Source organism: Paenibacillus sp. EKM212P (assembly GCF_011066115.1).
In the GTDB taxonomy this organism is placed as follows: domain Bacteria; phylum Bacillota; class Bacilli; order Paenibacillales; family Paenibacillaceae; genus Paenibacillus; species Paenibacillus polymyxa_B.
In genome coordinates, this window is record NZ_JAAMNR010000001.1 from 903224 (window position 1) to 925959 (window position 22736).

Genomic DNA, 22736 nt, shown 5'->3' on the forward strand with positions numbered 1-22736 from the left:
GAAGTTAGTTCTATAACAGATAAATAGTATTACGGTTTATCTTTTGGAATGGCTTCAAAATAGGTTAATTCTTTAAAAAAATACGGTATGTACCGTGTCTAACGAGCGTCCGGCAGCAGCAACCTTCTTAACTCTGCATAGCTTGCTGCTGTTTTATAGTCCCCCAGCACATCAGTTTCCGGGAGAGCATTCCTGTGATTGAACCAGATCACCTGCCAATTTGCAGCTATAGCTCCCGCCACGTCATTACGCCAGGAATCCCCAATGTAGCAGCAATGCTCTGCTAACGTTCCTGTCCGCTCATTCACTACTTCGAAGATGCGCGGATCAGGCTTTGCATAGCCAACGGTCCCAGATACAAAGATATGCTCTGCCGCAACATGATTTTCCAACGCCATCGCCTTGATCTTGCTCATCTGGTGTTCTTCAAGACCATTTGTAATTAATCCAACCAAAAAGCCAGCCGAGCTCAAATCATTTATTAACGAGGTAGCCCCCTCAAAAGGCTCAATTCGGTACTGACGATCCAAGTATTCTTGCTGAACATGTACTGCCTGCTCACGGGTAATTTCTACCCCGAATTCTTGTAAAGCCAGAATGAAACGGCCTTCCCTCATCTCATCCAGTTCATCCGGCCCTGCCTTCCCCTCCAATAGTCCTCCTTTAGCCGACAGTACATCGCTGTAATAGCGAATACGATGGTAGGCTTTCTCATAAGGAAAACGCTCACTTAATCCTAATACTGTACGCAATGCATCGCGTGTAGGGTGCAAATGATCGTACATCGTATCATCTACATCAAAAAAACAGCCTTCTTTTGCAAGTTCATATGCCCACTTCTTTCTGTTAAATCTTCGGATGACGCTCCTTTTCACCTTGTCCTGATATTATACCCGTTGGCCTGTTACGTTGCACCTTGTCCTTCACACCGCGCATCCTGCAATCACACTTCACGGTTGCTAACATACACTGAAAAGACCGCATTTTCGCAAACCCACTTTACTTCTCTACCGAGCTAACATAGGTATCTTGTCCTGCTTTGCCCGAAAGCGTTTTATTTGACAACACACGGGTAAAAGGTCACATTTTTGAAAATATTCGTCATACAGGTTTACATTTCGTGTAAAATCACGTACCTTTTAGGGATGAACGCTTTATGGATGTATTGGATAAGGGAGGCATACACGATGGATTCCGGTTCTAACCTAGCCTATGGATCAGCTACACCTTTGATTGAGGCACTTATAGAATTTGAAAAGGAGCTCGAAGCGAACCGGCATTCTCTGAGTTTTGATTTGGGATTGATTATGGAGCAGGGCCGCGCGCCACGATATATGGCTACACCACCAGATGTTATTCCTTTTGCCCACGCAGGAGTGGACGGAATACATTATGGCTTTTTAACGGATTTTGGTCTTGAAAAGGACCTTTCACAGGCCCCTATCGTATGCGTATCTCCCGTCGATTGGACGGGTGTATGGGTGGTTGCCCGTCATTTGCAGGATTTTTTAAGCGTTGTTTATACAGAGAACAGTTCATTAAAACGATACTACGCCAGCGGAGACGACTATTCTGGACATGCAGGTCAGCGACTGCCTCAGCTTGTAGATGAACGCACCGCGTTTGTACGCGAATCCTTTCGGGAACGCTTTGGTATCGAACCGATTCAGGATATGGCTGCCTATATCGACAGCTTGCGAGCAGAACGGAAGCACAATGAAGCAGCTCCTACGCTGAACGGCTTGGGCATTCAGGTATCTTCTTCCGCGAAGCATAGCTCTTCTATGGAAAGTACCCTCTTGACCGTAACGGAGCCTTTCCTTTGGGAACAACAAGGCGAAGCTGTACGTGAATTGTTCTATAACGGTTCGCGTGAAGCCAGACTGGCCTTTATTCGGGATGCCCAGACACGGCATCTGTTCACCCATTCTGCCCTTCGTGCTTTTGTAGCTGGACAGCTTAAGTTGATGGGCCTATCTGAGGCCGCAACATATCTGGAAGAGTCCTACTATACCGTTATTCCCGATATGATAGAATCTTGACGAAAACTTCGATTCCCCCTAACATAACCGCCTCTGAAAAGGCGGCTTTTTGTGCTACAATAAATGAAAATAATAGGGTCGAACGGCCCGGTACGAATGAAAGAGAGCGAGTATGAATAATCATTCCTATCCTACTCCTGAAATCATTGAAGTTTGTCTGTTGGCGGGCAAACTGATGATGCAAAATGGAGCCGAAACCTATCGTGTTGAAGACACGATGTCCCGCATTGCTTCAGCCTATGGCATATCCCAGTCCCATAGCTATGTAACACCAACTGGGATTTTTTTTGCTATTAATGATTCGGAGCCTGCCAAGCTCATCCGCATCGTAGAGCGGACCACCGATTTGCACAAGGTGACAGAGGTCAATTCCATTTCACGTAAAATCAGCACAGGTGATTTGTCTCCCCGCGCTGCCGTCAAGGAGCTTGCGGAGATTGAGCGTGGCCCCCTCCGCTATTCCAACCGTGTACAGCTGATGGCTGCTGCGTTGGCCAGCGGTTGCTTTATGATTATGTTTGGTGGTGTCTGGCGAGACTTCCCCGCAGCTGTGTTATGCGGCGGTATCGGATTTGCAGCCGTACAGTATTTTCACAGGCTCGTTAAGGTCAAGTTTTTCTCAGAGTTTTCTGCATCTTTTCTAATCGGCTTGCTAGCGGCTCTGTTAACGATAGTAGGCTGGGGACAGATGATGGATAAAATTATAATTGGCTCCGTCATGCCACTGGTTCCAGGCTTGTTAATTACAAATGCCATTCGTGATTTAATGTCCGGACACCTGGTTTCGGGTCTTTCCAAGGGAGCCGATGCTTGCCTGACATCTTTCGGCATTGGAGCTGGCGTTGCGGTTATCATTTCTTATATGTGATTCGGAGGAGATTCAAGTCTATGCTTGCACAATTATTCACAAGCTTTATTGCCACCGCTGGTTTCGGCATACTTTTCCACGCCCCCCGGCGCTCGCTGCTGCAATGTGGTTTTGTCGGTATGCTAGGCTGGCTGGTCTATTATTCAACCACGGACAGCATGGGACCTGTGAGCGCCAGCCTTTTAGCAACGATCCTTATCGGCATCGTCAGTCAAGGCTTTGCGCGGCTGTACAAAATGCCTGTGATTATTTTCAGCGTAGCAGGCATGATTCCGCTCGTTCCAGGGGGAATGGCCTATAATGCCATGCGCCAGTTCGTACAACAACATTATCCTCAGGCACTGGAGCTGGCCCTGAGCACGCTGATGATCGCAGGAGCTATTGCTGTCGGTTTGGTGCTCTCTGAGGTGCTTAATCAAATTTTTCACAACATACGTTTTAGACCTCAGCGTTAAAAGCGATGAAAATAGCAAAATAAAAGAGGCTGCTCCCAAATTCATCCGCAGTGTATGAGACGATTTTGGAAACAGCCTTTTTCTGTACACATTACAAAAAATATTTAACTGTCATAAACTATTATTCATCCACTCGCTTGCCCAATATCGCCAAATCTCGCTCTATGCTGTCCAGCACAGCTACACGCGGATAGTACCCCCATTGCTCAAAACCAAACTTCCGCAGCAGCCCAATACTTGGCTCATTATGACCAAAAACAAATCCCAACAACGTTGTAATCCCCAGTCTCGGACATTCATTTAGCAAATGCTGTACCAGTCGACTTCCTGTTCCGGTTCCACGAGAATCCTCATGGACGTAAATGCTAATTTCTGCTGTACCGTTATAAGCTGGACGCCCATAAAAGGACTGAAGGCTGGCCCAACCGGCAATGGTCCCCTTTTGCTTTAAAACCCACAAAGGGCGGTGGTTCTCCTGATGAGCCTCAAACCATGGAATGCGGCTCTCCACTGTCACCGGTTCCAGATCTGCGGTGACCATTCGTCCTGCAATCGTAGAATTATAAATATCCACAATATCGGGAAGATCCTCTCTGCACGCAAATTCAATGGAAAAAGATTGGTCCTGATTCATTATTCGTATCCGCCTCCTATGGTGTGATTTATTTATTGTACAAGACAAGCGCCCGATCAGCCATATCGAGTTGTTTTGCGGATTAGTCCCAAAGGGTTTTATAATAGAGCTTGAAGATAAGGAAAAATAAAAACGGGGAAAGCGATTTAACACGATGAGACGGGAGGTATGTTTCGGAGTCAAGGATTCTGAAGCAGCTTAATATGAATATTGGAACTCAACTCTTGATTTTGGAAATACCTATGGAATCTTTTTTTGGAAAAACGACTATTTATCCTGTACTGCTCAAGGACGAGGATGGACTTACACTGATTGACACGGGAATGCTCGGCCAATTGGAGCCATTACGCAAGGCTATCTCAGATGTGGGTGAGGATATCAGCCGCGTGAAAAGAATTATTTTAACACATCAGGATATTGACCATATCGGAAATGTTCATGCACTGCTGGATCTGCTGCCGAATACTGCCCTGTTAGCCCATAAGGATGACGTTCCTTACATGACAGGAGAGCGACCGTTTGTGAAGCTGACGTCGGAACGGATTAAACAAATGGATACTGTGCTCAAGCAGCAAGCAGAGGATATGATTCGCCGCCTGCCAGATTTGCGCTTTGCTCATATTCTTGAGGACGGTGAGCATCTGCCTTATGGTGGGGGCATACAGATTATTCATACACCCGGTCACACGCCCGGGCATATCAGCTTGTATGTGCCCGCACAAAAGCTATTATTGGCAGCAGATGAACTGCTGGTAGTCGAAGGTGAACTGGTCGGTCCTGCTGAGTCGGCTACGCCGGATATGCCATTGGCTCTGAAGAGCCTCGAAAAGCTGACGGTATTGGATGTTGAAAAGGTAATCTGCTACCATGGCGGCTACTATGATCAGAACGTACAAGCACGTCTGCAAACATTAAGTCAGGCAAGAGAGTAAGCCATTCAAAGCTATAAATTATGATGTAATAAGAGCTATAATGAATACATGGACAGAAAGGAATGAGACTCTATGAATGATAAAATTACAAGATTATATGATGAACTGAAATCACAATCTTGGGATGGCCTGCTTGTGACCGATCCCAAACATATTTACTACCTGACGGGCTTTGCCAGTGATCCGCATGAGCGTTTTCTTGGTCTCGTGCTGCTTCGAGACCAAGAACCAGAACTGATCGTACCCGCTCTGGATGCAGAAGCCGCCCAAGCTGCTTCTTCTGTGACTCGTATATCCACCCACACCGATACGGACAATCCATATGATCTGTTGCGTCAACGTACAGGCACCGGAGTGAAAACATTCGCGCTGGAAAAGGAGCACGTCTCCGTCCTCCGTTATGAACAGTTACATACTGCTATTGGCGCGGCTCAATATGTGGATCTGGGTCCTGTGCTTCAAGAAATGCGTGTGAGAAAAACTCCTGAGGAAGTACAACGTCTGAAACATGCAGCTCGTTTGGTAGAAGATGCTCTTCGTCACGGTCTCACTCATGTGCGCGAAGGGGTGACGGAAGTCGAGCTGGTGGCAGAAATCGAATACCAGATGAAGAAGATCGGCGCAGATGGCCCGTCCTTTGACACAACAGTGCTGTCTGGACCCAAAACAGCCTTGCCTCATGGTGTTCCAGGCACCCGCAAGCTACAGCCTGGCGATCTGCTCATGTTTGATATGGGCGTATACTCCGATGGCTATGCTTCGGATATTACACGTACTTTTGCTTTTGGAAAGCTATCTGCTGAGCTGGAAACGATTTATAATACGGTTCTTCGCTCGAACGAAGCGGGAATTGCTGCCATTCGCCCGGGAGTTTCCTGCGCATCCGTAGATCAGGCAGCACGGGCTGTTGTTGAAGCCGCTGGATACGGCCCTGCCTTTAACCATCGAGTTGGACACGGCCTTGGTATGAGTGTTCACGAATATCCATCTGTACACGGAGGCAATAGCGATCTGCTTCATGAAGGCTTCGTGTTCACAATCGAACCCGGCATCTATGTGCCAGGCCTCGGCGGTGTGCGGATTGAAGATGACGTTTTGGTCACCTCTAATGGTGTTGAAGTGCTTACCTCTTTTCCAAAAGAACTGACAGTGCTCGGATAAACCCATCGCTATTCATTATATTGGTATGTAAAAAAGGATGAAAAAAAGGAGGGGCAACCCCAAGCCATCATGGCTTGAGGGTTTGCCCCTCCTCTTCTATAAAGCGGAAATTGCGTGCGATGTACAAAATGGGTGTACCCGCCGCGGTCAGTACAAATTTTAAGATGTAGGTGGTGAATAATATCTCGAGCCATATCCCCCACGCATAACCGTAAAAGGCAATAGTACAGAAAATGAGCGTATCTATAAACGAGCTGATCATCGTGCTGCCATTGCCGCGAATCCAGAGCTGATGACGTTCCGGGAAGAACTTGCGAATCCAGGCGTACAGACGCACGTCCAGCAATTGACTGACCGCATAGGCTGTCAAGCTGGCAAGCGCAAGTCTTGGCAACAATCCGAACAGCTGTTGCATCGGTGTCTGGGCAAAATCCGTTGCAGTAGGCTGGAACTGCAGCACCATCTGCATCGTTATCGTCGTCATAATCAGAGTGAAAAAGCCGAACCACACAGCTTTACGCGCTTCTTTAGGCCCATATTTTTCATTCAGTAAGTCGCTGGCCATATACATAGAAACATACATCGTATTTCCCAATGTCGTGGTAATGCCGACCAGATCAATCGTTTTGGTTACCTGAATGTTGGCCAGTACAGTAGCAACACCAATCCAGGCGTACAGCCCTTTTTTACCGAACAACCGAAAACATAACAAAAAGAACATAAAATTGACGAGGACAAAAGCTGCCCCCCATAACAGATTAAACATGAAATCCTCCTAGTTTTGATAGCGCGGGATGGTTGCGAACCGCGGTTCATCCGAAGCAAGCCGGAAAAACATTATTTTAATGTATCATAGATTAGGATTTGTGAACAGCCATAATTTACACTGCCCTAAACTCAATACAAAGAGCCGACCTTATGGCCGGCTCTTTGTACAGCGTACATACAGTACGTGTGTTATATAGGCTACAGATGTGATATGAGACTGATCGTACACCCTTCATTTATCATTACTTAAGAGTGTGCCGTTGCATCCAAATCCATACCATGATTATTGAATACGTCTTGATCGTTCTCCTTGAGCACCTTGCCTGAAATGAGACCTGCAGTAATAGAATCATTGACATTTAACGCTGTGCGTCCCATATCAATCAACGGTTCGACTGAGATGAGCAATCCTGCCAATGCCACTGGAAGATTCATGGTGGAAAGCACGATCAGGGAAGCGAAAGTGGCACCACCGCCTACACCCGCCACGCCGAACGAGCTGACCGTAACGACCAGAATCAGCGTGAGGATAAAATCCCAGCTCGTTGGATCAATACCCACGGTTGGAGCAATCATAACCGCCAGCATTGCCGGATAAATACCAGCACAGCCGTTTTGCCCAATAGTCGCTCCCAAGGTCGCAGACAGATTCGCGATGCCGTCGGACACACCAAGCTTTTTCGTTTGTGTTTCAACATTTAACGGAATGGTCGCCGCACTGGAACGAGAAGTAAAAGCAAAAACCAGTGTAGGCAATACCTTTTTCACATACGTCACCGGATTGTAGCCGAACAAGGCCAGCAAAATAAGATGAATGATAAACATGACCAACAGAGCCACATAAGAAGCGAGCACAAACTTAATTAGCTTCAAAATTTCATCTGGATTGGTCGTAGCTACTACTTTAGTGATCAGTGCTAAAATACCGTAAGGAGTCAATCTCAGCACCAGCGTTACAATTCGCATCACTACAGCGTACACTGCATCAATCACTTTACGGAAGGTTTGCGCCTGTTCTGGTTTTTTACGATCCAATCCGAGTACAGCCACCCCGATAAAGGCCGAGAAAATAACCACCGCCAGCGTCGACGTACGACGTGCTCCCGTCATATCCTCAAAAGGATTTGAAGGAATAAATTCCAGCACCTGCTGTGGAATGGTCATGTCCTGAACTGTTCCAAGGCGCTCTTCCATCTTCAAGCCCTGTGCTTGTTCCTTTTCCCCACCTTGAATCTCAATTGCCTTTAGGTCAAACGACAGGCTGGTTACAATACTAACTGAAGCAGCAATTGCCGTTGTAATCAGTAGTACTGCAATAATGGACACGCTGATTTTGCCAAGGTTCTGTCTTCCCTTCAAATTCATAATAGCCGAAATAATCGACACCATGATAAGCGGAATAACGACCATTTGCAGCAAACGGACATAACCGTTACCTGCGAGGTTGAACCAATCAACCGATTTTGTAATGACCTCTGAGCCTGCACCATAAGCATATTGTAGAATAGCCCCGTAGATCAGTCCGAAGCCAAGTCCGGCAAATACCCTTTTTGTAAAGGAAATGTGCTTTTTCTGTATCCAGACCAATATGCCTAGCAGCAAAAGCAGCACGATTACATTTAAAATAATAAAGAAGGTATCCATGTATTATTTCCTCCAAACTTATACTTAATATGTTTTATAAGGTGATCCTTCAATCCGAAGATTACTATATCACAAATCCAACTATTTTTGTAGGTTTTATAACAATAAAATAGTTAAGCCGCTTCAACTTTGGATTTTATCGAAAACGCCAAACAGCAAGCCTTCATCTTTCGAAGGCTTGCTGTTTTTTGTCCTGAACAAAAACGACATGTATTCAACTTAGGCGTAAAATTTTTATTCAGCCGTTAGACGATCACTGTGTATAACAGTTCCTGTTCCTTAACCACTTTATGCTGATTACCAGCGAACTCCAACTCGCTAAACTGAGCTACATTCGTAACAATAACAGGCGTTATCGTTTCATAACCAGCCTTGCGGATTTCCACCAGATCAAACTCCAGCACGAGGTCTCCTACCTTCACACGATCTCCTGCTTTAAGATGAGGCGTAAAATGAAGTCCTTTTAGCTTAACCGTATCCATCCCAACGTGAATGAGCATTTCAAGTCCTGAATCACTCACCAATCCAACAGCATGCCCACTTTTGGAAATGGAGAACACTGTGCCATCAACTGGGGAAACAACCCGGCCTTCGGATGGTTCAATAGCCCAACCTCTACCCATAATTTCTTGAGAAAATGCAGGGTCATTGACTTCACTGAGCGGCTTAACTTCACCCATAATCGGGCTGTATACCGGGATTTTCTCACCTTTCGGCAGTGAGGATACAGCAGATTGCGCTATTTCATCAGTAGAGATGTCTCCGGCAGCGTCTGTTGTTGCTTGTGGTGCTTCTTCGTTCTTTTCATCTGTAAAGCCGATCAAATAGGTAACAATCGCAGCAACCACAAATGCAATAATGAGACCAAGGATTGCGTACAAGAAAGTCGGTCCAATAAACATCGCCAGACCAGGCACACCCACGAGTCCACCCATGACATACGCTTTTGTGCCAAACAAGCTCATAAAGCCCCCGCCGACAGCTCCGCCGATCAACGCAGCAGTAAATGGTTTTTTAAACCGCATATTCACACCATACATTGCAGGCTCAGTTACACCCATAATAGCCGTCAAGCTCGTCGAGAAAGCCACTGTTTTGACTTTGGCATTTTTGGATTTTAAGAATACACCCAGTGCAGCACCAGCCTGTGCCAGGTTAGCCGCCCCCATAATCGGAATCATGTAGTCAAAGCCCAACGTTGCAATAGAACCAATCATAATAGGAACCAACGCGTAGTGCATACCTGTCATAATGATCAGGGAGAAGGTACCGCCTAGCAGTAGGCCTGCAAGTGCACCTGTATTTTCAAACAACCAAGAGATACCACCTGACAGGCCATTACCAATAATGGAGCCGAGTGGCCCTACAGCAACCAAAGTCAAAGGTACAATAATCAATAGAGTCAACGTCGGAACCACGAGCAATTTCAGTGATGCATGTGTATACTTATCAATGAATTTTTCAACATAAGATGCCAGCCAGACCGCAATAACGATTGGAATAACGGTCGAAGAATACGTAGCCGCTGTCACCGGTAGACCAATAAAGCTAACCTTCACGTTAGATGCCAGTAAAGCTGTAATCGTCGGGTGTAAAATGGAAGCACCAATTGCCGCACCAATAAACATATTACTACCGAGTTTTCTAGCAGCACTCACGGCCAGAATAATAGGCAGGAAGTAGAACGCACCGTCACCTATTGCCGCTAAAATCGTATAGGTTTGGCTCTTATCGGACATCCAGTTCATTGCCACTAAAAGAGCAATGATCCCTTTGATCATACCTGCACCGGTGATCGCTGGCAAAATTGGTGTAAACATACCCGCAATAAAGTCGAACAGTTTGCTGATCGGGTTTTGTTTTTTCTTCGATGCAGTGCTTGCTCCTGAGTCACTTTGCGGAGCCTTGGACATATTGCTCACCAACGATTTGTACACGTTAGCTACATCATTACCGATAATAACCTGAAACTGGCCGCCACTCTCCATGACTCCCATGACGCCATCCGTTTTTTGCAACTGCTCTTTCTGAGCTTTCTTATCATCATGAAGGTTGAATCGCAAGCGGGTCATGCAGTGAATGACCTGCTCTACGTTTTCTTCACCACCAACTAGTGTAAGTATCTCTTTGGATAATTGATTTCGATCCATGAGGTGTTCCTCTTTTCTTTTAAGGTATAAAATGCGAAAATGGGCAATAAAAAAACCTGAATACAGAAAGCAGACAGCTTTATAAAAAGCCAATCTTCTTTCAGCATTCAGGTTTTGCCTTCTGGTTTAGAAGTAGCAATCCTAAATCCCTGATCACATGAAATCATTGATTTTTAATGATACGCTCGATATGAATGGTGAGATACAACATCTCATCCTGGGACAAGCTTCGACCATAGATTTTAGTCGTATAATCTCTTATTTTTTCCGCGCAGGCGTAAGCATTCTTATACTGAACCTTAACCATATCATGAAGGGAATTATCTGTATTTTGTACAGGGGTTCCGTTCATTACCCGTTGAGCAAAAAATTTGAGATGTGTTATAAAGCGGTAATAGCTTAACGACTCTTCATCCAGATCCATTACAAAAAAGCGACTTACAATATTTATGATATCCTTGACAATGTTAGTCAGGGTTATCGTTTCGCGCATTTCGCTATTAAGCTGTGCATTCACCAAATGTAAGGCGATAAATGCTCCTTCATCATCCGGAAGTGTAACTCCCAGCTTGTCCTGAATCATGTGCAATGCTTTGGTCCCAATCGTGAATTCCTTGCGGTACATCCGCTTAATTTCCCAGTAAAGTGCATTTTTGATATCCATACCCAAACGATAGCGCTCTATGGCAAAATGGATATGATCCGTCAGCGAAATATAGATGCTGTCATGCAACTCTACACCAAGTATCGTTTTAGCATATTGGATGATTTCATCAGAAATTTCAACATACTCAATAGGGATATCAGACATCAGGGTCATGAGTTTGCGGGAAACCTCGGTACTTTCAAGTTTGAAAATTTTCTCGATTTTCTCTTCTTCAATCTCATCGCCTGTGTTTTTTTTAAAAGCAATTCCTCTACCCATAATGACTAATTCTTTCTGCTGTTCATCAATGACCGTTACGACGTTATTATTCAGCACCTTTGCTATCTTCATTCCATCACCTTAAGCCGCTTGGAGTAGTAAAAAAAAGCAAAACCAAAACTGACACATAGTGCCTGCTTATGGTTTTGCCCGATATGCTCAGTAACAATCCACGATTGTGCAGTTTTGAATAACTGCTCCCATAGTATCATATAAACACTGAGCTGACAATATTTTTTTGTAAACACTTTCATGGAGCTTTGGGTCGTTGGCGTTGCATCTTAACTATTAGAACTCTTTTCCACAACCGAGTTCGGAGAAGCATTCATGTCAGAAGTAGAAACTACTTGCGAATGCTCATCTTTTTCATCCACAAAGCCCATAAAATACGTAATTACGCCAGCCGTAACAAACGAAATTAGTATACCCACAATACCGTAAATAAGCGTGGGTTCAGAAAATAAAGGTAAGCTGAGCAGCCCAGCAGAGACACCAATACTAGTAAGCTCCGTTTCAAACAGACACATACATGTCCCACCAACAGCTCCACCGATCATAACTGCTATTAACGGTTTTTTGAAACGGATATTGACACCATACATGGCCGGTTCAATGATTCCCAGCATGGCCAACAAACCTGTGGACGCAGCCAACGTTTTGACTTTGGCATTTTTGGATTTAACACATACGCCAAATGTTGCGCCAGCCTGAGCGAAAGCCGCTGCAATGACTATGGAAAAAATATGATCGTAACCCAATGTTGTAAGCGAGCTGATCATAATCGGTAGCATTATATATTGCATACCTGCAATAATAAGCAAAGACATCGTGCCTCCGAGCAACAACCCTGTAAACACTTCTGCATTGTCAAACAACCAGCCTAGTCCATCGGATACATGTTGGCCGAGATAACTCCACAGTGGCCCGAAAGCGAACACCATTAAAGGTATAGTGATCATCAGTGTCAACGTCGGGACAACTATTAATTTAAGTGAATAAGGGATATACCTGTCTAACCATTTTTCGACATACGATGCTATCCAGACGACAACAAGTATGAGTACTATAGATGAAGCAGCTTGTGGGTCTATAACTGGCAGACCGGCAAAACGTACCTCCTCACCAGACTGAAGCAAACTTGTTAGTTGGGGATGGAATACGGATGCTGCGATGGCTGCCGCAACAAACACATTGCTGCGCAGCCTTCTTGCCGCACTTGCCGCAACAAAAATAGGTAAAAAATAAAATATCCCATCGCTGATAGCCATTAAAATAGTATATACCTGCGGATCAGACAACAATAAACCGAAGGACATTAAAACTAATATAATTACTTTGATCATTCCCGCACCAATCATTGCCGGCAAGATCGGAGTAAATACGCCTGATACATAATCTAATAGTCGACTTATCGGATTTCTCCCTGTGGCAGCTCTATAACTGCCGGAAGTCAGCTCCTGTGTATCTTCTCCTCTGACCTGCGAAATCACTTCTTTGGAAAGTAAATCCCGATTCATAACCTTTTCCCCTTTTATATGTATATTGAAGACCACTTTCGAACTTACAAACCAAGCTTAGAAGAATATTGTAAAAAAGCGGTATTCCTTATGCTACTTATATTACTTCTTTTTTACAATAGTTTTAAAGAAGGAGTAATCTATTCGTTTTTATGCACCGATAATTTACACCTAACTTACATCTAAACACCTAAGACCATAGTTATATATTTTTTGTTTGTATTTGGGCAAATATGACTATTCAACCGTCTGTTAATTATGTAAAATAGGTCTAACCTACTTTTTAGTAAATCATGGATTACTTCCCTTTCACATTCTTGTCCCTTGAATACAGCTGAAATATACATAGAATCCGAACATTTTCAGTCTTTTCTTCAAGCAAGGAAAGGAACACAAGTAGATCATGGCGTGTCAAGTATCTATTGGACAAGCGGCCTACTTCAAGCAGGGAATTCGTCTGATTTTATTACCATCATGTGAGAGGAGAATTTTCATGAAGAGTTTTAATCGTTCCATTGGCGCGAAATTACGAATTATGTTTTTGCTGATTCAGCTCTTTGCATCCCTTTTGTTCAGCATCAGTTTCTATGCAATATCCATGAGTATCATTAATAACAGTGTCATGCCTCAGGTAGACCAATTGCTAGAAACTGGAGCTAAAAATGTATATCAGGATCTCAATATTTCCTTAGCTGTTCAGGCTGGGCAAGGAAGCGGTTCTGATTCCGGCTCCGCTATACAGATGGAATCCTATCTTCAGGACAAGGTCGATACCCTCAAATTAGAATCGGCATATATCGCGGTAGTGAAGGATGGTAAAGCCGAAATCGTCGCACGGAATGTAAAATCAGTATACAAGGTCAAGGATGCACTCATTCCTGTTGAGGATATTAAAAAAGCAAAACAAGGCGAGATGAATATCAGTGAAATTTACAGCGATTCGTACGGAGTACACAAAACCGCCTTCTTTGCTATATCGGGTAGTAATCTAGTTCTGGGTGTGAACGAAGATGTCGGATTTGTACAGGAAAAATCCCAACAAATTCTATGGATTTGCATAGGTATTACAGTGGCAACGCTCCTGCTGGGCGGCATTATTTCTACCCTCGTGATACGTAAAGTTGTAGAACCCATTGCTGAATTGGTTCGTCATAGCGAAAAAATTGCTCAAGGTGATCTTTCACAAGAAGCGAAGGTTCATGGAGTTAATGAAATTGCCCAACTTGCCCGCAGCTTCCAATCCATGTCTCATAACTTGAAAGAAATGATCGGCCATGTGCTTTCTACATCCGGTGCGGTTGTTGAAGGATCGGACGAGCTGCTTCGTCGGACTGAGGCTATGAGTGTAAAAGTGCAGGACTCTACAGTTGCCGCAGAGGAAGTAGCAAAGGGCAGTACCAGCATAGCTACAGCTGCTGCTGAAAATGCACAGGCTATGGAGGAAATCGCTCAAGGTGTTCAGCACATCGCCTCCTCTGCCAATGATGTATCCGATCAAATCAGTGAAGCGACGAAAGAAACGGTTAACGGTAATACGCTCGCTCAAAAAGCTGTAGCTCAAATGTCACAGGTAGGACATGCTGCCGATGAATCGCTTCGATACATCCATAGTATGAATGAGCGCTCAGAAGCCATTGGCAGTATCGTTTCGGCTATTTTCGATATTACGAAGCAAATCCAAATGTTGTCCCTGAATGCCTCCATTGAAGCTGCCCGTGCGGGCGAACATGGACGGGGCTTTGCCGTAGTAGCTGGAGAAGTGCGCAAGCTTGCCGAGCAATCTAAAGAAGCCACACAAGAAATTTCCGACTATTTGGTTACCATTCAAGAAGTATCGCAACAATCTGTGGACTCTGTGACCCAGGTGAGCCGTGAAATTCATTCGGGAACGGAAATGGTTCAACAAGCGAGTTCAGCCTTTAACCAGCTAAGTGAGCTTATGCAAAAGATCAATGCTACGATTCAAACGGTCTCTGCAGCAACGGAGCAGGTATCCGCCAGCTCGGAGGAAGTATCTGCTTCCGTGGAAGAGACAGCTCTCATCGCAGCCAATGCACAGCATATGATTCAAGAAATCGGTTTAAATGCCGATGAGCAACTGAATGAAATGGAAAGCCACAGCGAGGTTGTTCGCCAATTAAGCAAACAAGCAACCGAACTGCAAAAGGCTGTCCAAAAATTTAAAATTACGTAAGCCGATACAATAGAGGATTTTGCAAAAATCCCATAAGCGACTTCCAATGGACAAGATGTAGATCGAAATGGTTTAGTTCGTCTATATCTTGCACTTCAGAGCGACTGGAATCGAATTTTGCAAAATCCTGAATAAAAAGAGGTATCTCACAGTCTTAAAAATGGCTGTAAAGATACCTCTTTATTTTTTAAAATCGATTTTAATAATCATCCATGAAGTTTATGAATCCATTCCCATAATACGGTAAATTCGCTCCATATCTAAATGAGCCCGGACAACCTCTGCGACACGGTCAAACTCTCGTTCCTTGGCTTCACGTACAGTAAAAGTGCTTTCTAAAGGTGCCAAGCCCTTGGCTTGCCGCAATCCATCCAGCCAGCACCGGCGAAAACGGTCATTATCAAACACACCGTGCAAATAGGTTCCCCATACTTTACCGTCTGTTGTCCCCCAGCCTTCCTCAAAAGCTGTTCCTTCGCCACGCCGGATATAGAATAACCTTTTCATTTCGCTTAGGTTTAAAGTTCTATCTGTAGGTGCGCATGGTTCCGTAACATACTCCGTAACGCCCATATGTATTTCATAACCTTCAATGCTTGGCTTGCAGGCAGAACCTGAATCAGTCGCAGTGCTAAGCAAAAGCGGGCAATGATTAGACAGGGTTCCCTGTACGCGTACGGTTTGCTTTTCCTTTAAAAAGGTCGTGGATAGAGCAAGCCAACCTAACCCTTCTGCCTGCTGCGGCAACCCAGATTCGACGGCTTCGGGATCAAATAGTGCGGTACCCAGCATCTGATAGCCTCCACAAATGCCAACGAGCTGCGTGCGTCCCGTATTCATGGCCTGCTGAATGTCCTCCTCCAGACCTCTTTCACGCAATTCCAGTAGGTCTCCAATGGTGTCTTTGGTTCCCGGTAAAATAATGGCATCCGGTACGCCCAACTGTCCGGCTTCAGTGACATAACGAACGCTCACATCCGGCTCTGCGGCCAGAGCATCCGTGTCTGTAAAATTGGAAATCCGCGGATATCGTATCACCGCAATATCCAGTTCTTTATCCTTTGCAGATTGTTTGGGCTTCTTATCCAGTACTACCGAATCCTCGGCTTCAATGCGAATGTCTGGCAGATAGGGCAATACACCGAGTACAGGAATGCCTGTCCGTTCTTCCAGCCAGTCTAGTCCCGGCTGAAGCAGAGAAAGATCACCTCTGAATTTGTTAATGATAAATCCGCGGATACGCTGTACTTCATGGGGTTCCAGTAATTCGATAGTTCCTACGAGAGAGGCAAAAACACCGCCCCTGTCGATATCTGAAATAAGCAACACTGGAGCATCCGCCCAACCTGCCAGATTCATATTTACGATATCGCGGTCCTTCAAATTAATCTCTGCCGGGCTGCCTGCCCCTTCCATAAGGACAATATCATAGGTATCACGCAACCGATTCAGAGCATCCATAACGGTCTGTTTGGCTTTTGGCAAAAAATCCTTCCGGTAATCGGAGGCGCTCATATAGGCATAAGGTACACCGTGTACAACAATCTGTGAGTGCATATCTTTGACCGGCTTAATCAGAATCGGATTCATGTCAGTTGTGGCCTCAATACCGCAGGCCTCAGCCTGCACCCCCTGAGCGCGTCCAATTTCCTTGCCGTCCTCGGTAACATAAGAGTTTAACGCCATATTTTGCGACTTAAACGGTGCGGGACGATATCCGTCCTGCGTAAAAATACGGCAAAGCGCAGTTGTCACCACGCTTTTGCCCACATCCGACGCTGTTCCTTGAAGCATTAATACGGCTGCCGGGTTTGTGTAGGACGGTTCGAAAGTTGACAATTGCCTCTTCCCCTTTAACGAATTCATTTCAAATCTGGTCACAACCCGTACAAAATGACAATAAACAACAATAAAACAGTCTCCAGCAATTCGTTTAAAGTTCCGTATATATCTCCTGTAAGTCCACCCAAACGGCGGTTAATACGGTTTGCCGTGAAGGTTCCAACACCGTAAGCCAAGACCGGAAGCAACACAAAACCTAGCGAGATTGGAAGGCTCTCAGAATATGAAAGGAACGTCTGTAAGTAGGATCCTGCCAACGACAGATTCCCAGTCCCCCTTGTTGCTGTAGCCAAATCTGCCAGAAGATATTGTCCTACGGCAGCACTTAGGGTCACTAATACTGCCCAGAATACGGCCAACCCTACGCGGCCACCACTCATATCAGCAAAACGCGCAGCCAGCCCATCATCATTACGGGCTTTAGGCCAGCGTTTCATTGCATGTACCATAAACCAGCGGCTCCAAACCATCGGAAGCAGCAGCAAGCCAGACACATTCCGTTCAACCAGCACCGTATACAGCAAAGAAGCCTTGAGCATAAGTAGCAGCACACAAGCAATAACGCCCATTGCTCCTACACGGCTATCCTTCATAATCTCCAGCATCCGCTCACGGGATCGGTAGCTGAATAAGGCATCAGCCGCATCCATCCACCCGTCCAAATGCAATCCGCCCGTCAACCAAACCCAGATAACAAGCGTAAGAATCGCACACGGCAACGGTGGCAATACCATAGAAGTAAGCGCCGCAAAGCCCCAGACAATGATGCCAATAACCACTCCCACCAGCGGATAATAACTTGCACTGCGTTTAAGCAAATCTGGGGAAAAATCTATTTCCGCCTTCACCGGAAGACGCGTTAAAAATTGAAAAGCCGCAGCAACAGCCTGACGTTCGCGGCTCATAGCTTATATTCCAACTGTTTGAGTTCTACGGGAATGCCCGCCGTCACCAAAAATACTTCATCACAAAGACGGGCAATCCGCTGATTCATAACCCCACTCAAATCCCGATACAGCCGACCCAGCGGATATTCGGGCACAATACCGTCACCAACCTCGTTGGTTACGATGACGAGCTGCTCTGGATACTGCTCCACAGCTGCCGCCAGTGCGTCCATGGCAGCTCTGGCCGAAGCCTCGCCGTCCTCGCCTGCGGCCAGCAGTACGTTCGACAGCCACAGGGTCAGGCAGTCGACCAGCACCATAGGCGCGGGCTGCGACGCTTGATCGCCACCAAGCCGCTGCAGCAGCTCCGGCAGCGCCTGCGCTTCCTCCAGCGTCTTCCAGTCGTATCCGGCAGACTCGCGCTGGACCCGATGAAGGGCGATGCGCTCCTTCATCTCTATGTCATAGGCTTGCGCCGTTGCAATGTAGCAGGCGCGCGAAGCGCGCGACATGCATAATCGCTCGGCAAAGTCGCTTTTCCCGCTGCGTGCCCCGCCGGTCACGAGCGCTTTCATCGCTGCGCGGCTCCCTGACCGTCCGATACGCCTGCATCGGCAAAGGTCGCCATTTCGCGCATAATGCGGCACGCCGCATCAATCAGGTGCAAGCTAAGCACACCGCCTGTGCCCTCCCCGAGCCGCATGTCCAAATAAAGCATGGGCTCCAGCTTGAGCTGGCGGAGCACCGCCGCGTGCCCGCGCTCGTCCGAAGCGTGCGAAGCAAGCATGTACGCAGCGCTTGCAGGCGCAAGTGCACGCGCTGCGAGGGCAGCTGCGCCTGAAATAAAGCCGTCCAGCACAACTGGACAGCGATGTGCGGCTGCGCCGAGGATGACTCCTGCCAAGGCGGCAATCTCCAGACCGCCGACCTTAGTGAGCACGTCGAGCGCATCATTTGCATCTGGCTGGTTCACGTCCAATGCGCGGCAGACAACCGATATTTTACGGGTAAGCCCAGCCATATCTACACCCGTTCCCCGGCCTACGATAACTTCCGGCTCTAGCCCGGCAAGAGCACATACGACCGCAGCGCTGGCTGTCGTATTCCCGATGCCCAATTCTCCGGTAACGAATAGCCGTGTGCCACCTTTGACCGCTTCTGCTACGGCTTCAGCTCCGGCCAAAACCGCCTGTTCCGCTTCCGTACGCAGCATCGCTGGCCCTTTAGCTATATTCGAAGTACCCATACGTACCTTACGGTCCACCAGATTCGCGTGAGCGACATCCGCATTCACGCCAACATCTACCACCTTGACATCTGCGCCCGCATGACGTGCCAGCACATTAATTGCCGCGCCACCTGACAGCATGTTATACAGCATTTGCTGTGTAACCTCAGCCGGAAAGGCACTGACTCCCTCTTCACACACCCCGTGATCCGCAGCCATGACCATAACCGTTTTACGATCAAATTCAGGCTTGTCCACTCCTGTAATTCCTGCTAGCTTGATGGCCACACTTTCCAACTTTCCAAGACTTCCCGGTGGCTTTGTTAATTGGTCCAAATGGGCTGAAGCTGCCGAGGCCGCCACCCCATCCGGCTGGGCGATGCTATCGATCAGCTGACGCAGCTTGTTGTTCATACCTTCCACTCCCTGCTCTTTTTAAGTGTGTTTCATCGTTTATTTAATCTGCTGTATCCGAAGCACTTCTGCGCAGCAAGAGCTGCGGCACACCGCTATCAGGATGCGGAAGCATCACAGGCTCAACACCGTATACTCGTCGAATCCGATCCTCGGTTAATAACTTCGATGAAGCTCCCAATCCTTCAACCATTCCATCCTTGAGTACAAGCAAATCTTCGCAAAATTGGGCTGTCAAGTTAAGATCATGCAAGACCGCAATGATCGTCACACCCGTTTCTTGGCGCCAATCTGCCAGCAGTTCCATAAATTCAAGCTGATAGCGCAAGTCCAGATAGGTCGTAGGCTCGTCCAGCAGCAATATCCGTGGCTCCTGCACCATTACTTTTGCCAAAGCTACACGCTGTCGCTGTCCCCCACTCAAGCGGTCCAATGCTCTGTCCGCCAACGTGGTAAGACCCAATCGCTCCAGCACGCGATCCGTGATCGCCTCCACATCAACACCCTTTTCCCTGCCTAACCAGTCCTGATGAGGAAAACGTCCCATTTCTACGACTTCCCTGACGGTGTATCCCACTGGAGGAAGCCCTTCCTGTTGGAGTACGGCTATGAGTCGGGAAAGCTCTTTTCTGCTGTAGCTACCGACCTTTTTGCCATAGATATGAACGTTTCCTGAAGTTGGCTGATCTACACCCGAAAGCAGATGCAGCAAGGTCGATTTTCCACTGCCGTTCGGACCAATAATCCCCCACCAAGTTCCTTCGTCGACGCTCCAGCTTATATTCTTTAACGCATGGAACTCTCCATAGGCACGTGTCAGACCCGCTACCTCTAATGCCCGATCACGCACTTTCTGTGATTCACTTTGTTCTGTCACAGCAGTTCCCCCCTGCGCAGCTTCTTGTTCCGATACAGGAGATATGCAAAGAACGGTGCCCCAACAAAGGCCGTCATCACGCCCAGAGGAATTTCCGTGGGGGCTAACAACGTGCGAGCCGCCGTATCTGCCCAAGCCATAAAAATGGCTCCACCGAGCGCAGATAATGGAACAATCATCCGGTAATCAGGGCCTGTCACCAGACGAATGATATGCGGTACAACAAGTCCCACAAAGCCAATCACTCCACATACCGAGACAGCGGCAGCTGTCAGCAGCGTGGAAATGATCAAAACAGATAGCTTTGTCGCATCTACATGAACTCCCATGTGAGCCGCCTGACGTTCACCCAAAGCCAATATATTCAGCACACGTGCCCGATTCCATAGAAATACCAGTCCTATGACCACATAAGGTAAAAGGATTCCTGTATATGACCAACCGCGCAGACTAAGACTTCCCATCGTCCAGTACAATATTTCATTGACCGTCTCCTTCGACATGGCTGTCAGAAAGGAAACAACCGCCCCCAGAAAGGATTGCATCACCACACCCGACAAAATGAGACTTTGTGTCGGAATTTTTCCACCTTCCCGTGCCAACGTCAGCACCATCCACAGCGTCAGCATTCCGGTCGTAAATGCCACTAGCGGCAGCGTCCATATGCCAACAAATGAAAATTGAAGGCCCCAATAGATCAGTACTGCCGCTCCTACCGAAGCCCCCGAGGATACCCCCAGTGTATACGGATCAGCCAAAGGATTACGCAGCACACCCTGAAATCCGGCTCCCGCCAGCGCCAGCGCTGCTCCTACCAACATTCCCAGTAATACTCGTGGCAATCTGACCTTCAAAATAATTTGCTCTGAGGATGTATTCCAATCCGGTGTAAACGTATCGCCTAACCATGGAAGGTGGTTAACCAGAATGCCCGTGATCTGGCTGACCGGAAGCTTGGCCGAGCCGATGCCAAGACAGAGCAGCAGCGTCAGCAACAGCAGGACAAGACCTGTCCCTCCAAAGCCGATCAGTTTACGGTTCATTTGAAAATTTCAGGATACACGCCCTTGGCCACTTCCTTGAGACCTTCCGTTACGCGTGGACCCGGACGACTGATCAAATTATCATCCACGGCAAACACCCGGTTGTGGCGAACAGCCGATATTTGATCCCATCCACTGCGAGCTTTAATGATTTCGCCGAGCGTCTGGCCAGTTTTGTCGTCCTTGACACTTTTGCTGTACAAAATCACGTCAGGGTTCGCAGCAATAATATTTTCTTCACTAATTTGGTACCACCCCTTTTGCGTGGCACCTACATTTTCGCCGCCCGCCAACGTAATCAGCTCGTCCATAAACTCGCCTTTACCAACTGTCCAGCCTGGTGAAAACTCGACGTATACCCGCAGCTTCTGCCCTTTACCGATATTTTTAACTCCTTCTTTCACTTCCGCTACATCTGCTCTCATCTTGTCAGTCACCGCTCTCGCTTCTTTCTGATGATCGGTGATTTTCCCATACAATTCGATGTTAGCTATGACATCTTCAACTGTCTTCGGTTCCGTTTTAAAAATCATAATTCCCATGTCGCGCAGCTTGGTCGTAGCCTGTTCACTAAGCGATATCCCTGCAAAAACGACTCCCGGGTTAGCAGCAATGATCGCCTCTTCGTTCGGTTTCATAATACCGCCTACTTTAGGCTTTTTCGTAGCTGCTTCCGGGTAATCAGAGTAGTCGGAGACGCCAACTATTTCCTTATCCAGCCCGATGGCGAACAGCGCCTCGGTTTCTGCCGGGGAGACGGAAACGATTTTATCCGGCGCTTTTTTGAATGTAAATTCCTGTCCTGTTGCATCTTTAACTGTGAGTGGGTAAACTGTTTTGCTCGGAGGCTCTTGTGCGGTTACGGTCTTTCCTGGCTGCTGTGCAGAAGTCTGATTCTCTTTATTTTCAGCATTTTTTCCCTTAGCGCCACATGCACTCAGCACAACTGCCAAAATCAGAACCAATAGACCTGTTGTCCAAACCTTTATTTTTTTTCCTGCCATGATTTGCACCCCTTCATAAAAAAATCGTTAAGAGCGTTACTTGATCATCATCAGATATCTTCTAAATCCAGCCTTCTTTTCCTATCTAAAAAACCCCGCATCCTTATATCAGGACACAGGGGTCACGTTAGCGCAGATCGTGCGCAGGCGG

21 protein-coding genes are annotated in these 22736 nt (G+C 46.8%); 6 read left to right on the top strand and 15 right to left on the bottom strand.

The window, feature by feature from the left end; all coding sequences use genetic code 11:
* Positions 1 to 98: 98 nt before the first annotated feature.
* Positions 99 to 785 (bottom strand): HAD family hydrolase, encoded by a 687-nt coding sequence (locus G9G54_RS04270; RefSeq protein WP_165176246.1) that lies wholly within the window; start codon positions 783 to 785, stop codon positions 99 to 101.
* Positions 786 to 1187: 402 nt separating this feature from the next.
* On the opposite strand from G9G54_RS04270, the gene G9G54_RS04275 reads away from it, so the two are divergent.
* The 3 genes from G9G54_RS04275 (at position 1188) to G9G54_RS04285 (ending at position 3365) form a co-directional block, all read left to right on the top strand.
* The gene (locus G9G54_RS04275; RefSeq protein ID WP_165176248.1) at positions 1188 to 2042 is read left to right on the top strand and encodes a hypothetical protein; all 855 of its coding nucleotides are present in this window, start codon (positions 1188 to 1190) and stop codon (positions 2040 to 2042) included.
* Between the two features lie 112 nt (positions 2043 to 2154).
* Positions 2155 to 2910: a threonine/serine exporter family protein gene (locus G9G54_RS04280; protein WP_061829072.1), complete on the top strand. Its 756-nt coding sequence runs from the start codon at positions 2155 to 2157 to the stop codon at positions 2908 to 2910.
* Positions 2911 to 2930: 20 nt separating this feature from the next.
* Positions 2931 to 3365, top strand: coding sequence for a threonine/serine exporter family protein (locus G9G54_RS04285; RefSeq protein WP_061829071.1), 435 nt, complete (start codon positions 2931 to 2933; stop codon positions 3363 to 3365).
* Between the two features lie 121 nt (positions 3366 to 3486).
* Here G9G54_RS04285 and G9G54_RS04290 read toward each other — a convergent pair whose 3' ends face one another.
* Complete coding sequence (locus G9G54_RS04290) at positions 3487 to 3999, bottom strand: GNAT family N-acetyltransferase (protein WP_061829070.1); 513 nt, start codon at positions 3997 to 3999, stop codon at positions 3487 to 3489.
* Positions 4000 to 4202: 203 nt separating this feature from the next.
* Here G9G54_RS04290 and G9G54_RS04295 point away from each other — a divergent pair, with 203 nt between their 5' ends.
* Positions 4203 to 4931 carry an MBL fold metallo-hydrolase gene (locus G9G54_RS04295; protein WP_061829069.1) on the top strand — a complete coding sequence of 243 codons (729 nt, stop codon included), beginning with the start codon at positions 4203 to 4205 and terminating at the stop codon, positions 4929 to 4931.
* Positions 4932 to 5003: 72 nt separating this feature from the next.
* Positions 5004 to 6092 carry a M24 family metallopeptidase gene (locus G9G54_RS04300; RefSeq protein WP_165176250.1) on the top strand — a complete coding sequence of 363 codons (1089 nt, stop codon included), beginning with the start codon at positions 5004 to 5006 and terminating at the stop codon, positions 6090 to 6092.
* A gap of 67 nt (positions 6093 to 6159) precedes the next feature.
* Here the strand turns inward: G9G54_RS04300 and G9G54_RS04305 are convergent, their stop codons facing one another.
* The 6 genes from G9G54_RS04305 to G9G54_RS04325 form a co-directional block, all read right to left on the bottom strand.
* Positions 6160 to 6858: a queuosine precursor transporter gene (locus tag G9G54_RS04305; protein ID WP_069291426.1), complete on the bottom strand. Its 699-nt coding sequence runs from the start codon at positions 6856 to 6858 to the stop codon at positions 6160 to 6162.
* 248 nt (positions 6859 to 7106) lie between these two features.
* On the bottom strand, positions 7107 to 8504 hold the full coding sequence (locus G9G54_RS04310; protein WP_165176252.1) for an L-cystine transporter: 1398 nt from the start codon (positions 8502 to 8504) through the stop codon (positions 7107 to 7109).
* A 245-nt stretch (positions 8505 to 8749) separates the two neighbouring features.
* Positions 8750 to 10654: a beta-glucoside-specific PTS transporter subunit IIABC gene (locus tag G9G54_RS04315; RefSeq protein WP_165176254.1), complete on the bottom strand. Its 1905-nt coding sequence runs from the start codon at positions 10652 to 10654 to the stop codon at positions 8750 to 8752.
* Between the two features lie 163 nt (positions 10655 to 10817).
* Positions 10818 to 11651, bottom strand: a complete 834-nt coding sequence (gene licT, locus G9G54_RS04320) for a BglG family transcription antiterminator LicT (RefSeq protein ID WP_023987656.1) — start codon at positions 11649 to 11651, stop codon at positions 10818 to 10820.
* Positions 11648 to 11791: a hypothetical protein gene (locus tag G9G54_RS25380; protein ID WP_238807710.1), complete on the bottom strand. Its 144-nt coding sequence runs from the start codon at positions 11789 to 11791 to the stop codon at positions 11648 to 11650. Before G9G54_RS25380 ends, licT begins: the two co-directional genes overlap by 4 nt.
* A gap of 69 nt (positions 11792 to 11860) precedes the next feature.
* Positions 11861 to 13096: a PTS transporter subunit EIIC gene (locus G9G54_RS04325; protein ID WP_165176256.1), complete on the bottom strand. Its 1236-nt coding sequence runs from the start codon at positions 13094 to 13096 to the stop codon at positions 11861 to 11863.
* 493 nt (positions 13097 to 13589) lie between these two features.
* Between G9G54_RS04325 and G9G54_RS04330 the strand changes: the two genes are divergently transcribed.
* The gene (locus G9G54_RS04330) at positions 13590 to 15290 is read left to right on the top strand and encodes a methyl-accepting chemotaxis protein (RefSeq protein WP_165176258.1); all 1701 of its coding nucleotides are present in this window, start codon (positions 13590 to 13592) and stop codon (positions 15288 to 15290) included.
* A gap of 219 nt (positions 15291 to 15509) precedes the next feature.
* On the opposite strand, the gene G9G54_RS04335 is transcribed toward G9G54_RS04330, so the two are convergent.
* Genes G9G54_RS04335 through G9G54_RS04365 form a run of 7 tightly spaced genes read right to left on the bottom strand, consistent with a single transcriptional unit; the run spans position 15510 to position 22585 of the window.
* Entirely contained in the window at positions 15510 to 17129 is a 1620-nt protein-coding gene (locus G9G54_RS04335; protein WP_165176260.1) for a cobyric acid synthase, read from the bottom strand.
* A 38-nt stretch (positions 17130 to 17167) separates the two neighbouring features.
* A complete protein-coding gene (cobS, locus tag G9G54_RS04340) occupies positions 17168 to 18037 on the bottom strand; it encodes an adenosylcobinamide-GDP ribazoletransferase (RefSeq protein WP_165176262.1) in 870 nt (289 codons plus the stop codon).
* Positions 18034 to 18594: a bifunctional adenosylcobinamide kinase/adenosylcobinamide-phosphate guanylyltransferase gene (gene cobU / locus G9G54_RS04345; protein ID WP_165176264.1), complete on the bottom strand. Its 561-nt coding sequence runs from the start codon at positions 18592 to 18594 to the stop codon at positions 18034 to 18036. Before cobU ends, cobS begins: the two co-directional genes overlap by 4 nt.
* Positions 18591 to 19661: a nicotinate-nucleotide--dimethylbenzimidazole phosphoribosyltransferase gene (gene cobT, locus G9G54_RS04350; RefSeq protein ID WP_165176266.1), complete on the bottom strand. Its 1071-nt coding sequence runs from the start codon at positions 19659 to 19661 to the stop codon at positions 18591 to 18593. The genes cobU and cobT overlap by 4 nt, the downstream gene beginning before the upstream one ends.
* 43 nt (positions 19662 to 19704) lie before the next feature.
* The gene (locus tag G9G54_RS04355; RefSeq protein WP_053324912.1) at positions 19705 to 20538 is read right to left on the bottom strand and encodes an ABC transporter ATP-binding protein; all 834 of its coding nucleotides are present in this window, start codon (positions 20536 to 20538) and stop codon (positions 19705 to 19707) included.
* Entirely contained in the window at positions 20535 to 21581 is a 1047-nt protein-coding gene (locus tag G9G54_RS04360) for a FecCD family ABC transporter permease (protein WP_103047604.1), read from the bottom strand. Before G9G54_RS04360 ends, G9G54_RS04355 begins: the two co-directional genes overlap by 4 nt.
* On the bottom strand, positions 21578 to 22585 hold the full coding sequence (locus G9G54_RS04365; RefSeq protein ID WP_165176268.1) for an ABC transporter substrate-binding protein: 1008 nt from the start codon (positions 22583 to 22585) through the stop codon (positions 21578 to 21580). Before G9G54_RS04365 ends, G9G54_RS04360 begins: the two co-directional genes overlap by 4 nt.
* Positions 22586 to 22736: the final 151 nt, after the last annotated feature.

What these genes read in the sequence shown, in the direction of transcription:
- cobU (WP_165176264.1), bottom strand. Translation starts at nt 18,594, where the DNA reads ATGAAAGCGCTCGTGACCGGCGGGGCACGCAGCGGGAAAAGCGACTTT.
- G9G54_RS04325 (WP_165176256.1), bottom strand. Translation starts at nt 13,096, where the DNA reads ATGAATCGGGATTTACTTTCCAAAGAAGTGATTTCGCAGGTCAGAGGA.
- licT (WP_023987656.1), bottom strand. Translation starts at nt 11,651, where the DNA reads ATGAAGATAGCAAAGGTGCTGAATAATAACGTCGTAACGGTCATTGAT.
- cobT (WP_165176266.1), bottom strand. Translation starts at nt 19,661, where the DNA reads ATGAACAACAAGCTGCGTCAGCTGATCGATAGCATCGCCCAGCCGGAT.
- G9G54_RS04295 (WP_061829069.1), top strand. Translation starts at nt 4,203, where the DNA reads ATGAATATTGGAACTCAACTCTTGATTTTGGAAATACCTATGGAATCT.
- G9G54_RS04290 (WP_061829070.1), bottom strand. Translation starts at nt 3,999, where the DNA reads ATGAATCAGGACCAATCTTTTTCCATTGAATTTGCGTGCAGAGAGGAT.
- G9G54_RS04300 (WP_165176250.1), top strand. Translation starts at nt 5,004, where the DNA reads ATGAATGATAAAATTACAAGATTATATGATGAACTGAAATCACAATCT.
- G9G54_RS04330 (WP_165176258.1), top strand. Translation starts at nt 13,590, where the DNA reads ATGAAGAGTTTTAATCGTTCCATTGGCGCGAAATTACGAATTATGTTT.
- cobS (WP_165176262.1), bottom strand. Translation starts at nt 18,037, where the DNA reads ATGAGCCGCGAACGTCAGGCTGTTGCTGCGGCTTTTCAATTTTTAACG.
- G9G54_RS04360 (WP_103047604.1), bottom strand. Translation starts at nt 21,581, where the DNA reads ATGAACCGTAAACTGATCGGCTTTGGAGGGACAGGTCTTGTCCTGCTG.
- G9G54_RS25380 (WP_238807710.1), bottom strand. Translation starts at nt 11,791, where the DNA reads ATGATACTATGGGAGCAGTTATTCAAAACTGCACAATCGTGGATTGTT.
- G9G54_RS04270 (WP_165176246.1), bottom strand. Translation starts at nt 785, where the DNA reads ATGTACGATCATTTGCACCCTACACGCGATGCATTGCGTACAGTATTA.
- G9G54_RS04285 (WP_061829071.1), top strand. Translation starts at nt 2,931, where the DNA reads ATGCTTGCACAATTATTCACAAGCTTTATTGCCACCGCTGGTTTCGGC.
- G9G54_RS04315 (WP_165176254.1), bottom strand. Translation starts at nt 10,654, where the DNA reads ATGGATCGAAATCAATTATCCAAAGAGATACTTACACTAGTTGGTGGT.
- G9G54_RS04310 (WP_165176252.1), bottom strand. Translation starts at nt 8,504, where the DNA reads ATGGATACCTTCTTTATTATTTTAAATGTAATCGTGCTGCTTTTGCTG.
- G9G54_RS04280 (WP_061829072.1), top strand. Translation starts at nt 2,155, where the DNA reads ATGAATAATCATTCCTATCCTACTCCTGAAATCATTGAAGTTTGTCTG.
- G9G54_RS04305 (WP_069291426.1), bottom strand. Translation starts at nt 6,858, where the DNA reads ATGTTTAATCTGTTATGGGGGGCAGCTTTTGTCCTCGTCAATTTTATG.
- G9G54_RS04365 (WP_165176268.1), bottom strand. Translation starts at nt 22,585, where the DNA reads ATGGCAGGAAAAAAAATAAAGGTTTGGACAACAGGTCTATTGGTTCTG.
- G9G54_RS04275 (WP_165176248.1), top strand. Translation starts at nt 1,188, where the DNA reads ATGGATTCCGGTTCTAACCTAGCCTATGGATCAGCTACACCTTTGATT.